The organism is Sandaracinus amylolyticus (genome assembly GCF_000737325.1).
Lineage (GTDB): Bacteria > Myxococcota_A > Polyangia > Polyangiales > Sandaracinaceae > Sandaracinus > Sandaracinus amylolyticus.
The window spans coordinates 7969021-7981301 of record NZ_CP011125.1 but is presented as its reverse complement, the minus strand read 5'-3'; the positions used below and the strand labels follow the sequence as shown (position 1 = coordinate 7981301).

Genomic DNA, 12281 nt, shown 5'->3' with positions numbered 1-12281 from the left:
CGCGCGCCTCAGCAACGCACGTGCCCCGCGACGTTTCTCGGAGATCGCGCGAGTGCGTCCTGACGTTTCGTCACGCCCGGGCAGCGCTGCGCTGACGAGCTGTCGATGCGTCGATCGCACGCCGCGAGCGACGCTATCCGTTGACCTCTCCGGTGCCGCGGCCGATGCTCGCGCCGGGATGCAGGACGGGACCGGGCTGCCGCTCGTCACGATCGTCGCGCTCGGCGCGCTGACGCTGCTGCCCTTCGTCTTCATGACGGCGACGAGCTTCGTGAAGATCTCGGTCGTCTTCTCGATCCTGCGCAACGCGCTCGGCGCCGGGCAGGTCCCGAGCGGGACGATCGTCACCGCGCTCGCCGCGATCCTCACGCTCTACGTGATGGCGCCGGTCGGATCGCAGATCGTCGACGCGACCGCGCCCGCCGTCGCGCGCATCGATCGCGCCGATCCGATGTCGACGAGCGACGCGCTCTTCGAAGCGGTGGAGCTCGGCGTCGCGCCGCTGCGCGCGTTCCTCGAGCGCAACGCCGGCGCGCGCGAGCTGCGTCTGTTCCTCGATCTCGCGCGCCGCGCGCGGCCCGCCGATCAGCGCGCGGAGGTGACCGAGCACGACCTCCTCATCGTGCTCCCCGCGTTCGTGATCACCGAGCTGAGCGAGGCGTTCCAGATCGGCTTCCTGGTGTTCGTGCCGTTCCTCGTCGTCGAGATGGTCGTCGCGAACGTGCTGCTCGCGCTCGGCATGAACGCGCTCTCTCCGACGCAGGTGAGCATGCCGTTCAAGCTGCTGCTCTTCGTGCTCGTCGATGGTTGGTACCTGCTCGCACGCGCGCTCGTGCTCGGATACAGCTGATCTCGATCACGCGTGATCGGACGATCTGTGGCGATGCGCCACGATCGTGCGGTATTCGTGGCGGAACGTTGCGTTTGCGCCTTGTCAGGGCCGCTCTGGTGCCCGAGGTGGGAGCGGGCGAGATGGACGACGCGCGCGATCAGTCGACGATGGAGGTGCTCAGCCGCGAAGCGCTCGCGCTCGTCGCCGGCATCGAGCACTACGCGATCGTCGTCCTGGACACCGAAGGTCGCGTGGTCGGGTGGAACGAGGGCGCGCGCTTGATGAAGGGCTGGAGCGAGGCCGAGATCCTCGGTCGGAGCTTCACCGCCTTCTACACCGAGGAAGATCAGCGCGCCGGGAGGCCGCAGCGCCTGCTCGCGCAGGCCGCGTCGGTCGGGCGCATCGAGGACGAGGCGTGGCGCGTTCGCAAGGACGGCAGGCGCTTCTGGGCCGACGTCGTGATCACCGCGCTGCGCGACGAGCGCGGCGCGCTGCGCGGGTTCGTGAAGGTCGTGCGCGATCTGAGCGAGCGTCGCGAGACGGAGCAGGCGCTTCGTCGCAGCGAGGATCGGCTGCGCCTGCTCGTCGAGAGCGTGAAGGACTACGCGTTCTTCATGCTCGAGCCCGATGGTCGGATCGCATCGTGGAACCCGGGCGCGGAGCGCCTCAAGGGCTGGACCGCGAGCGAGGTGATCGGGCGCGACCTCTCGATCTTCTATCCGGCCGACGCGCTCGCGCGCGGTCGCCCGCGAGAGCTCCTGCGCATCGCGGCCGAGGAAGGGCGCGTCGAGGAGGAGAGCTGGCGCGTTCGCAAGGACGGCTCGCGCTTCTGGGCGGACGTCGTGATCTCGCGCGTGCAGGACGAGAGCGGACGGCTCGTGGGGTTCTCGAAGGTCACCCGCGATCTCACGGCGCGACGCGCTGCCGACGAAGCGCTGCGCACGAGCGAGGAGCGCGCGCGCCTGCTCGTCGCGAGCGTGAAGGACTACGCGATCTTCATGCTCGATCGCGAGGGTCGCGTCGCGACGTGGAACGCGGGCGCGGAGCAGCTGCAGGGCTATCGCGGCGCGGAGGTGATCGGACGCCGCTTCGAGATCTTCTACCCGGACGACGAGCGCGAGATGGGCAAGCCCGCGCGCGAGCTGGTGATCGCCGAGCGCGACGGACGTCACGAGGACGAGGGCTGGCGCGTCCGCAAGGACGGCACGCGGTTCTGGGCGAACGTGGTGATCAGCGCGGTGCGCGATGCGCACGGCGCGCTGCTCGGCTTCACGATGGTCACGCGCGACCAGACCGAGCAGCGGCACGCGACGCGGCGGCTCGAGGCGCGCGCGCGGCAGCAGGAGGCGGCGGCGGAGCTCGGCCTCGCGGCGCTGCGCGGGCGTGATCCCGACGTGATCGGCGATCGCGTGGTGCGGGTGAGCGCCGACGTGCTCGGCGCGGATCTCGTCGCGCTGCTGGTCCGCGACGCCGAGGGCCTGCGCGTCGCGGCGGCGTTCGGTGGATCGGACGACCTGGTCGGCGCGCGCGTCGAGCTCGACGGTCGCACGCTCGTCGGGCACGTCGAGGCCACGCGCGAGCCCGCGCTCGTCGACGACTTCGAGCGCGCGTCGATCGTGCGCACTCCGCTCGAAGAGGCGCACGGCGTGCGCAGCGGCGTCGCGGTGGTGGTGCCGGCGCTCGAGCCCACGGCGCGACCCTACGGCGTGCTCGTCGCGCTGCGCCGGCGGCCGCACACGCTCGTCGCGGAGGACGTGACCTTCCTGCGCGGCGTGGCGAACGTCATCGCGGCCTCGATCGCCCGGCGCGCCGACGAGGAGCAGCTGCGCGCGGCCGAGCTGGCCGCGGCCGAGCAGCGCCAGGAGGTGCGCCTGCGCGACGAGTTCATCTCGATCGCGGCGCACGAGATGCGCACGCCGCTGAACGCGCTGCAGCTCAGCATCTACGCGCTCGAGCGCGCGGTCGGTGGCGATGCGACCGAGCAGGTGAAGAAGCGCCTGCGGAGCGCGCTGCGGCAGACGCGCCGCCTCGGTCTGCTCGTCGACCGACTGCTCGACACGTCGCGCATCGTGTCGGGGCACCTCGAGGTCGTGCCGGGGCACGTCGATCTCGCGGAGCTCGCGAGCGAGGTCGTCGAGTCGTTCCAGGACGCCGCGCAGCACGCGGGCAGCGAGCTGACGATCGCGGCGTCGGGCGACGCGACGGGCGAGTGGGACCGCACGCTGCTCACGCAGGTCGCGACGAACCTCGTCGCGAACGCGATCCAGTACGGCGCCGGCAAGCCGATCAGCGTGCGCGTGGAGGGCGCCGCGGATCGCGCGCGCCTCGTCGTCGAGGATCGTGGCGTCGGCATCGCGCCCGACGAGCTCGAGCGCATCTTCGATCGCTTCCACCGCGCGGCGGTGACGCGCCACGCCGCGGGGCTCGGCCTCGGGCTCTACATCACGCGCGAGATCGCGTGCCGTCACGGAGGTCGCGTCCACGTGGACAGCCGGCTCGGCGCGGGCGCGCGGTTCGTCGTCGAGCTCCCGCGCGTGCCCGGCGGAGACGAGCGGAGGCTCGCGTGACCGACGCGTGCGATCGGCTGGTGATGATCGTCGAGGACGATCGCGACGTGCGCGAGCTCCTCGCGGAGCTCGTCGCGGACGAGGGCTTCTGCACGCTCGCCGCGGCGAACGGGCGCGAGGCGCTCGATCTGCTCGAGCAAGCGAAGGTCGACGGGCTCCCGTGCGTGATCCTGCTCGACATCCTCATGCCGATCGTCGACGGATGGCAGTTCCGCGCGATGCAGGAGAACGACGCGACGCTCGCGGGCATCCCCGTCGTCGTGCTTTCCGCGCACGCCGACGGGCCCACCGCGGCGCAGCGGATGCGCGCCGCGGGGTTCGTGCGGAAGCCAGTGGATCTCGACACGCTGCTCGACGTGATCCGCGATCACTGCTGAGCGCGCGCGCCCGCGCGCACCTCGTCTACGATGATCGCGATGGGCGGCGACGATCGTGAAGGCGGGATGTTCGACGATCCGACGTTCCTCGCGCGCTACGCGCCAACCGGGACGCTCGGCGCAGGCTCGAGCGCGGAGGTGCAGCTCTGCCGCGACGGGCGCATCGGGCGCGACGTCGCGGTGAAGGTGCTGCGCGCCGATCAGAGCGAGGATCGCGACGCGCGCACACGCTTCCTGCGCGAGGCGCGGCTGCAAGGACGGCTCGAGCACCCGGGCGTCGTGCCCGTCTACGAGCTCGCGGACGCGGAGCGCGCGCGCCCTTGGTTCACGATGAAGCGCGTCCGCGGCATCACGCTCGAGGGCGTGATCGCCCGGCTCGTCGCGCGCGACGCCGAGACGTGCGCGCGGTTCACGCGGGCGCGTCTCCTCGCCGCGTTCGTGCAGTGCTGTCGCACGATCGACTTCGCGCACGCGCAGAACGTCGTGCACCGCGATCTCTCGCCGCGGAACGTGATGCTCGGCGAGTTCGGCGAGGTGCACGTGCTCGACTGGGGCCTCGCGCGCCTCTCCGATCCCGGCGAGCGCACGCGCGCGAACGAAGAGGACGATCTCTCCGAGACGCGTCCCGGTCAGGCGCTCGGCACGCCCGGCTACATGTCGCCCGAGCAAGCGCTCGGCGATCCCGACGTCGGGCCCGAGGCCGACGTCTACGCGCTCGGCGTGATCCTCTTCGAGATCCTCGCGACGCGCCCGTTCAACCCGGGCAGCACCACGCGCGAGCGGCTCGACCTCACGATCCGCGGCATCGAGCCGAGCGCCGCGCTCGCGGGCGGAGAGCACGACGTGCCGCCCGAGCTCGCGCGCGTCATCGCCTCCGCGACACGCGCGCACCCCGGCGAGCGGACGCGCACCGCGCGCGAGCTGGCCGACGCGGTCGAGCGATTCCTCGACGGCGATCGTGATCTCGCCGAGCGCACGCGCATGGCCGATGCGCTCGTGATCGACGCGAAGAGCGCGCTCGCGCGCGAGGACGGAGCGATCGCGACGAGCCTGCTCGCGCGCGCGGTCGCGCTGGTGCCGAAGCACGTCGAGGCGAGCACGCTGCTGTCGCGCTTGTTGCTCGAGCCTCCGCGCGAGGTGCCGCCCGCGGTGCACGAGCGGATGTCGCGCTGGGCGGAGGGCGCGTGGCGCGCGGCCGCGCGCACGGCGACGCTGCGCTACCTCTTCTGGTGCTCGTTCATCCCGGTGTGGATCGTGATGGGCTTCCGCGATCCACCGGCGGCGATCTTCGCGATCGGGACGCTCGTCGCGATGACCGCGGCGATGGGCCTCGTCGCCGCGGGCGCGATGCGCGGGATGCTCGGCGCGGTGGTGTCGTTCCTCGCGGGGACGATCTCGATCGCGGTCTTCACGCAGGTGTTCAGCCCGGTGCTCGTCGCGCCGACGCTGATGGCGACGCACCTGATCGTCTACTGCGCGTACGCCGCGCCGGTGCAGCGCGCGATGCTGATCGCGGTCGCGCTCGCGGGCATGGGGATCCCGATCGTGCTCGAGGAGCTCGGCGTGCTCGCGCCGACGTTCGTCGTCGACGCGCAGGGCATCCACGTGCTCCCGCGTCTGGTCGACTTCGAGCCGCGCCTCACGTGGTGGCTCCTCGTGATGGGCGCGACGACCGCGGTCGGCGTGCCCGGCGTGATCGCAGGGCGCGTGCGCGACGCGCTCGTGGGCTCCCAGCGCAAGCTGCTCCTCCATACGTGGCACCTCGAGGCGTTGCTCCCGCGCGACGAGCGCTGATCGCGGGCGTCGACACGACCTGCTCGGGGCCACAGATCGGCACGGATGACACGGACTGCGCTGGTCACGGGCGGAAATCGCGGCATCGGTCTCGAGGTGTGCCGCGGGCTCGCGGAGCCCGGCTTCCGCGTGCTGCTCGCGGCGCGCGATCGCGACGAGGGCGAGGCCGCTGCGCGCTCGCTGCGCGAGGGCGGCCACGACGTGCGCGCGTGCGTGCTCGACGTCTCCGATCGCGAGAGCATCGCCGCGCTCGTGTCGTCGCTCGAGGGGCAGGCGCCGATCGACGTGGTGGTGAACAACGCGGGGACGTCGCTCGACGGGTTCGACGTCGAGGTCGTGCGGCGCACGCTCGCGGTGAACCTCGAGCGCGCGATCGCGGTGACCGACGCGCTCGCGCCGCAGCTCTCCGAGGACGCGCGCGTCGTGATGGTCTCGAGCGGCATGGGCGAGCTGCACGGGCTGCCGAGCGCGATCCGCGCGCGCTTCGATCCGCCGCGCGATCGCGCGCACGTGCTCGCGGCGGTCGACGAATTCGCGCGCGCCGTGCGCGCCGGGCGAGAGCGCGAGGAGGGCTGGCCGCGCTCCGCGTATCGCATCTCGAAGGTCGCGCTGAACGCGATGACGCGGGTGTACGCCGAGACGCTGCGCGGGCGCGCGCGGGTCGTCGCGGTGTGCCCGGGGTGGGTGCGCACACGGGTGGGCGGCGCGGGCGCGAGCCGATCACCGCGCGAAGGAGCGGCGGGGATCGTGTGGGCCGCGACGACGCCCGATCTCGAGACCGGACGTTTTTATCGCGACGGCCGCACGATCCCCTGGTGACGCATCAGCCGGGGCAGCAGACCGACCCTTCGATGCCCGAGGGCACGTTGCCGATCGGCGCGCCGCCGCTCGGACAGACGTAGTCGGGACGGAGCGTCGCACCGTCGCCGATGTCGCCGACGACCGTGCCGCCCTGCGCGGTGCACTCGTCGGGCGTGAGGAGCGGGCGCTCGGTCGCGCCGGTGCCCGGCTCGGTCTGGCTCTCACCGGCGGGCTCGTTGCCCGTCGTCTCGCCTCCGGTCGTCTCCTCGGACGACGTCGACGAGCCACCACCACAACCGATCGCGAGCGCGATCACGAGCATCGAGAAGAGGGTACGCATGATGGCGCGCATCATAGACGCGGCGCGCGCGCGCGCGACAAATCAGCGCCGCGTCGCGTCGAGCAGCATCTTGCGCTCCGCGCGCCCGATCGCGGCGCGCGCCGCGAAGAGCGCGTCGGGGCTCACGCTGATCGAGTCGATCCCGAAGCGCACGAGGTGCGACGCATACTCGGGGTACGTCGTCGGGGCCTGACCGCAGAGCGAGCTCGTCAGCCGGCTCGCGCGCGCCGCCTCGACGATCCGACGGATCGTGTCGAGCACCGCCTCGTCGCGCTCGTCGAAGAGCTCGGCGCACACCGCGGAGTCGCGATCGACGCCGAGCACGAGCTGCGTGAGATCGTTGCTGCCGATCGAGACCCCGTCGATGCCGAGCTTCGCGTACTCGGGGATGCGGAACACGACCGACGGCACCTCGGCCATCACCCACTTCTTCAGCCCGCGCTCCCGTCCGAGCGCGTGCTTCGCGATCCGCTCGAGCACGGCCTCGAGCTCCCACGTCGTGCGCACGAACGGGATCATCACGTGCACGTTCGGCTGCTGCTCGCGTACCTGCGCGAGCACGTCGAGCTCGAGCCCGAAGATCGACGCGTCCTTCACGTAGCGGAACGCGCCGCGGTACCCGATCATCGGGTTCTCCTCGTGCGGCTCCCAGTCCTTGCCGCCACGCAGCGCGCGGAACTCGTTCGTGCGGAAGTCGTACGTGCGGTAGACGACCGGCCGCGAGCCGAACGCGCGCGCGATGCGCAGCACGCTCTCGCTCATCCGCGCGACGACCTCGCGCGCGCGACCTTCTTCGATCAGCGTCCGCGGGTGCGCGCCTTCGAGCGCCTCGGCGAGCATCGACTCGGCGCGCAAGAGGCCCACGCCGTCGACGGGCCCGGCTGCGATCTCCTCGATGCCCTCGGGCGAGTGCACGTTCACGTAGACGCTCGTCGCGAGCGGCTCGATCGCCGCGACCGCGAACAGCTCACCGCGCGCGCTCACCATGCGATCCGGCGTCGCGCCCGCTCGCGCGAAGGGCGACATCGGCGTCGGTCCTGCCTCGACCACCGGCTCGTGTGCGCCCGGGGTCGCGATCGCGCTCGGTCCGACGATCTCGCCCGCGAGCACGCGCCCCGCGTTGCCGTCGACCGTGACGACCTCGCCGTCGCGCAGGAAGCGCGTCGCGTCGCGCGTGCCGACGACGCACGGGATGCGCAGCTCGCGGCTCACGATCGCCGCGTGGCACGTCATGCCGCCAGCGTCGGTGACGATCGCTCCGGCGCGGCGCAGGGCGAGCATCCAGTCGGGGCTCGTCATCGTCGCGACGAGGATCTCGCCCTTCTCGAGCAAGTGACCCTGCTCGGCCGACGCGAGGACGCGAACGCGCCCGCTACGCCTGCCCGGCGACGCGCCGAGCCCGCGCAGCAGCGGCGCGCCCGACGTGCGATTCGCCGCGGTCGGATGCGCGTGCTCGAGCGCCGTGATCGGGCGCGACTGCACGATCCAGATCCGCCCGCCCGCGATCGCCCACTCGATGTCCTGCGGCTTGCCGTAGTGCTGCTCGATGCGCGCGCCGAGCGTCGCGAGCGCCTTCAGCTCCGCGTCGTCGAGCGCACGACGTCGCGCGCGCTCGGGCTCGACCTCGCGACGCACGTTCGCGACGATCTCGAGCGCCTTCGTGCCGACGCGCGCGCTCAGGATCGCGCCGCTCGACTTGTCGACGACGTAGGTGTCGGGCTCGACCATCCCCGACACGACGGCCTCGCCGAGGCCCCACGACGCCTCGATCACGACGTGCCCGCGCTCGCCCGTCGACGGATCTGCGGTGAACATCACGCCCGCGCGCTCGCTCTCGACGAGCCGCTGCACGACCACGGCGATCGCGGGCTCCTCGGTGAGGCCCTGCGCGGCGCGGTACGCCACGACGCGCCGCCCCCAGAGCGACTGCCAGCAGCGCTGCACCGCGTCGACCACCGCCGCGTCGCCTGCGACGCCGGTGAACGTCTCGTTCATCCCCGCGAACGACGTGCCCGCGGAGTCCTCCATCGTCGCGGAAGAGCGCACCGCGACGCGTGTCGTGGGATCGCCGAGCGAGCGATACGCGCGCACGATCGCGGCGCGCAGCGCGTCGGGCACGCCCGCCTTCGCGATCATCGCGCGCGCCTCGTCGGAGCCCGCGGCGAGCGCGGCGGAGTCGTCGGCATCGACGGTCTTCATCCGCTCGATCAGCGCGCGCCGAACGCCCGCGCGCGACATCGCGTCGAGGTACGCCTGCGCGGTGACGACGAACCCGTGAGGAACGTCGACACCCGCGGCGCGCAGCTCGCCGAGGTTCGCGCCCTTGCCGCCCGCGACACGGACGTCCCCCACGCGGAGCCGAGCGATGTCGCGCACCGCCTCGTCCTGCTCGCGACGGCGCTCTCCGTCCTCTCGGCGTTCGACCTCGGGCTCGCGCATGCGATCGACGTAGGCCCGGCCGTCGCGATGGCGAGACCCGCGGTTGTGATCGTCCTGGCCGTGCATAACGCGGTTCGTCGCGGCGCGATCGGGAATGCGGTGGACGCGCGGAGCCGTCGTGGCTCCGATGCATGCACGTCTGCTCGCGATCGCGATCCTGGGCACTGCCGCACCGGCGGTTGCGCAAGGCCCCGAGGCGCCGCTCTCGATCGCGGCGTCCTGGAGCGAGCTGCGCATCACGCGCGTGACCGCGCGCGCGCCCGACGGGACCGTCGTCGAGGAGGACGCATGCACACCGACGCCCGAAGCGCCGTGTCGTCAAGAGCGCGCGTATTGGCGTGGCCCCGGCGAGTACACGATCGCCGTCGAGACCTCGGAGCGCACGCGCCTCGAGCGCTCGTTCGTCGCGACGGGCGAAGAGGTCGCAGTCTTGTTGCGAACGGGTCGGTTGGAGTACGACGGCCCGATCGAGCTCCGCGTGACCGTCGCGCGCTTCGATCCGGACATCCACATCGAGCGCGCCACGTGGACCCTCGTGAACGACGCGGCGCGATTGGTGGTGCTCGAGGGCCAGGACCAGGGCATCCCCGGTTGGCAGATCGATCGTCGCAGCGACCCGTGGCGGATCGTCTACGACTGGAGCCCCTACGGCCGCTGCCCGCTCGGTCGATTCGAGGTCGAGCTCCCGCCCGGGGCACGTCATTCCCTCGATCGGAGCGCGGTCGGCGTGTGGCACGACCCGGCGGACACGTTCCTGCTGCGCATCGCGGAGGCAGGCGACGACACGCCCGGCGTGTCGAACGTGTGGGTGGTGCCGATCGCCGTCGCGATCAGCCGCGCCGTCCCCGGAACGGCGGGGCGACGTTCGATGGCGACTCTTCGCGCTCGGTGACGACCTCGGCGCGCGCGATGCGGTGCAGGCGCAGCTGGCGCGCTTCGTTCTTGTCGAGGTCGATGCAGTTGAGCAGCGTCTCGCCGCGCTCGAGCACGACGCTCTCGATGCGCACGACGCGCTCGGTCTCGAGGTGCTCGCGGCTCACGTAGACGATGCGCAGCGCGCGGCTCTCGAAGAACGCGCGCTCCAGCGCCGCGCGCACCTTGTCGTCGCTCGGCTGCGCGGGGACGCCGACGAACTTCACCGTCTCGAGGAGCTGCTCGAGCTGGCGCTGCGTCGCGGTCGGGAGCGCGCCGCGCACCTTGTCGAGCGCGCTGTGCAGCGTCGTCGTGAACGGCAGCACGCGCATGTCGGTCGCCCAACGTCCGAGCGCGAGCAGCAGCGTCGCCTCGCGCGCGGTGAAGTTCACCGGCGGCAGCGCGTAGGTGCGATCGAGCGCGTAGCCGCCGCCGCGGCCGCGATCCGAGTGCAGCGGGAGCGATGCCTCGCGCAGCGCGTCGAGGTCGCGATAGATGGTGCGCACGCTGACGCCGAAGCGCTCGGCGAGGAGCTCGGCGGTGACGCCGGTGCGGCGCGCCCGGAGCGCTTCGGCGATGGCGAAGAGCCGTTCGGTGCGGGTCACGAGGGAGCAAAGCTGACAGAATCATGACAGCGCCGCCAGAGGCGTGGCGGCGCCGGCGCGCGGGGCGATCGTTCGAGGCGATCGTTCGAGGCGATCGCTCGACGCGATCAGCGCTTGCGAGTCGGGCGGCGCACGACCCCGCTCGCGTCACGCTCGCGCGATGACGTCGGCGGTGCGGGCACGATCTCGGACGGACGCGGGACGCGCACCACCGGCGGAGGCGCGAGCGTCGCGAGCGCGGCCGCGACGGCCTCGGCCATCGTCGCCGGCGCGCGCTGCGCGACCGTGCGGGTCGTGAGCGAGAGCGCCTTCGCCGCGACGGGTCGCGGGTCGATCCGGAAGGGCGTCGCGGGCGTGTCGTCGCGTCGCGCGATCGCGCGCGTCTCGGTGATCGCGGGAGGACGCCACTCGAGCACCGACGGCTCGCTCTTCGCGCGGCGCGTGCGCGTCGTGGGCGGCGGAGGGAGCGTGAACGGCGAGGGCGGCGTCGCGTCGCGTCGCGGGAGCGCGCCGTCGCGCGCGAGGGCCACTGCGTCGCCCAGCGCTTCGCCGAGGTTCCTCGCAGGGCGAGGCTCCGGTGCGTCCGCGCCGTGCGCGTCGATCCACGCGGCGACGGTCTTGCTCGCTTCGACGAGCTCCGCGTCGTCGACGTTCGTGATCTGCTCGCTCGCGTCGGCGCCCGGGTCGCTGGTGAGGACGAGCTCGGCGTCGTCGACGTCGGCGCCTGGATCGCTGGTGAGGACGAGCTCGGCATCGTCGACGTCGGCGCCGGGATCGCTCGCGAGGACGAGCTCGGCGTCGTCGACGTCGGCGCCGGGATCGCTCGCGAGCACGAGCTCGGCGTCGTCGACGTCGGCGATCGCATCGATGGCGCGCGAGCTCGAGCGCGACTCGCGATCGAAGCGCTGCGCCCACGTGTGCTCGTCGTCGCCCGCGATGAGATCGAGCTCGGCGAGCACCTGCGCGCGCTCCCACGCGAGCGGCACGAGCACGATCATCCCGGGCGCGCTCCGCACGCGCACCCAACGGCGCGCTTCGCCGTGCACCCGCAGCAGCGCGTGCACCGCCGCGAGCAGCGTGCCCACGTCGAGCTCGCCTGCGCGCGCGGTGCGCACCATCCCCATCCGCGCGTGACGCGTCACCCGCCGAACCCGCGCGACGTTCCCCGCGAGCTGGATCTCCCACGCATCGCCCGCGTTCCGCGCGAAGAGCGGCGTACCGTCGAGCGCCACCGCGAGCCGCGTCGTCGTGCGCAGCACGTCGAGCTCTTCGCCCTCGTGCAGCTCGACGACGCGATCACGCTCGCGGCGCGCTTTCGCGACGACGGGATCGCCCGCGAGGTAGTACGCCGCGAGCACCGCACCGCGCAGCACCGGCTCGGGCGGCAGCGCGAGCAGCGCTTGCAGCCCCGAGGGCAGGGTGCTCGGCGCGAGGTCGTGCGCGAGACCGATCGCGCGCAGCCTCTCGAACATCACCCGCCAGCCCGGGTGCAGCTCGTCGTCGACGACGAGCTCGTAGCCCGTCCTGCCACATGGCGACGCCACGCTCGTGCGCTCGAGCAAGACGCGCGCCCACATCGCGCACCCGGGATCCCCCACGAATCCGCGGCTGAGT

10 protein-coding genes are annotated in these 12281 nt (G+C 72.6%); 6 read left to right on the top strand and 4 right to left on the bottom strand.

Going from position 1 to position 12281, the window contains the following annotated elements:
* Positions 1–178: 178 nt before the first annotated feature.
* The 5 genes from sctR (at position 179) to DB32_RS33590 (ending at position 6389) form a co-directional block, all read left to right on the top strand.
* Entirely contained in the window at positions 179–850 is a 672-nt protein-coding gene (sctR, locus tag DB32_RS33610; RefSeq protein WP_053236750.1) for a type III secretion system export apparatus subunit SctR, read from the top strand.
* Positions 851–999: 149 nt separating this feature from the next.
* Positions 1000–3399 (top strand): sensor histidine kinase, encoded by a 2400-nt coding sequence (locus tag DB32_RS33605; protein ID WP_476707532.1) that lies wholly within the window; start codon positions 1000–1002, stop codon positions 3397–3399.
* On the top strand, positions 3396–3776 hold the full coding sequence (locus tag DB32_RS33600) for a response regulator (RefSeq protein ID WP_083458115.1): 381 nt from the start codon (positions 3396–3398) through the stop codon (positions 3774–3776). The genes DB32_RS33605 and DB32_RS33600 overlap by 4 nt, the downstream gene beginning before the upstream one ends.
* A 39-nt stretch (positions 3777–3815) precedes the next feature.
* Entirely contained in the window at positions 3816–5570 is a 1755-nt protein-coding gene (locus DB32_RS33595) for a serine/threonine-protein kinase (RefSeq protein ID WP_169791643.1), read from the top strand.
* A 45-nt stretch (positions 5571–5615) separates the two neighbouring features.
* Positions 5616–6389: an SDR family NAD(P)-dependent oxidoreductase gene (locus tag DB32_RS33590; RefSeq protein WP_053236747.1), complete on the top strand. Its 774-nt coding sequence runs from the start codon at positions 5616–5618 to the stop codon at positions 6387–6389.
* Positions 6390–6393: 4 nt separating this feature from the next.
* On the opposite strand, the gene DB32_RS33585 is transcribed toward DB32_RS33590, so the two are convergent.
* Both DB32_RS33585 and ppsA read right to left on the bottom strand, forming a co-directional pair.
* Positions 6394–6711 (bottom strand): hypothetical protein, encoded by a 318-nt coding sequence (locus DB32_RS33585; RefSeq protein WP_157069699.1) that lies wholly within the window; start codon positions 6709–6711, stop codon positions 6394–6396.
* A gap of 42 nt (positions 6712–6753) precedes the next feature.
* Positions 6754–9150: a phosphoenolpyruvate synthase gene (gene ppsA / locus DB32_RS33580; RefSeq protein ID WP_083458596.1), complete on the bottom strand. Its 2397-nt coding sequence runs from the start codon at positions 9148–9150 to the stop codon at positions 6754–6756.
* Between the two features lie 127 nt (positions 9151–9277).
* Here ppsA and DB32_RS33575 point away from each other — a divergent pair, with 127 nt between their 5' ends.
* The gene (locus tag DB32_RS33575; RefSeq protein WP_053236745.1) at positions 9278–10042 is read left to right on the top strand and encodes a hypothetical protein; all 765 of its coding nucleotides are present in this window, start codon (positions 9278–9280) and stop codon (positions 10040–10042) included.
* On the opposite strand, the gene DB32_RS33570 is transcribed toward DB32_RS33575, so the two are convergent.
* Both DB32_RS33570 and DB32_RS33565 read right to left on the bottom strand, forming a co-directional pair.
* Entirely contained in the window at positions 9981–10667 is a 687-nt protein-coding gene (locus DB32_RS33570; protein WP_053236744.1) for a helix-turn-helix transcriptional regulator, read from the bottom strand. The genes DB32_RS33575 and DB32_RS33570 overlap by 62 nt on opposite strands.
* 107 nt (positions 10668–10774) lie before the next feature.
* A complete protein-coding gene (locus DB32_RS33565; RefSeq protein WP_053236743.1) occupies positions 10775–12244 on the bottom strand; it encodes a hypothetical protein in 1470 nt (489 codons plus the stop codon).
* Positions 12245–12281 lie beyond the last annotated feature (37 nt).

Bases quoted from the DNA above. Each gene is read 5' to 3' on its own strand.
- sctR (WP_053236750.1), top strand. From the start codon at position 179: ATGCAGGACGGGACCGGGCTGCCGCTCGTCACGATCGTCGCGCTCGGC.
- DB32_RS33605 (WP_476707532.1), top strand. From the start codon at position 1,000: ATGGAGGTGCTCAGCCGCGAAGCGCTCGCGCTCGTCGCCGGCATCGAG.
- DB32_RS33595 (WP_169791643.1), top strand. From the start codon at position 3,816: ATGGGCGGCGACGATCGTGAAGGCGGGATGTTCGACGATCCGACGTTC.
- DB32_RS33590 (WP_053236747.1), top strand. From the start codon at position 5,616: ATGACACGGACTGCGCTGGTCACGGGCGGAAATCGCGGCATCGGTCTC.
- DB32_RS33585 (WP_157069699.1), bottom strand. From the start codon at position 6,711: ATGCGTACCCTCTTCTCGATGCTCGTGATCGCGCTCGCGATCGGTTGT.
- ppsA (WP_083458596.1), bottom strand. From the start codon at position 9,150: ATGCGCGAGCCCGAGGTCGAACGCCGAGAGGACGGAGAGCGCCGTCGC.
- DB32_RS33575 (WP_053236745.1), top strand. From the start codon at position 9,278: ATGCATGCACGTCTGCTCGCGATCGCGATCCTGGGCACTGCCGCACCG.
- DB32_RS33565 (WP_053236743.1), bottom strand. From the start codon at position 12,244: ATGTGGGCGCGCGTCTTGCTCGAGCGCACGAGCGTGGCGTCGCCATGT.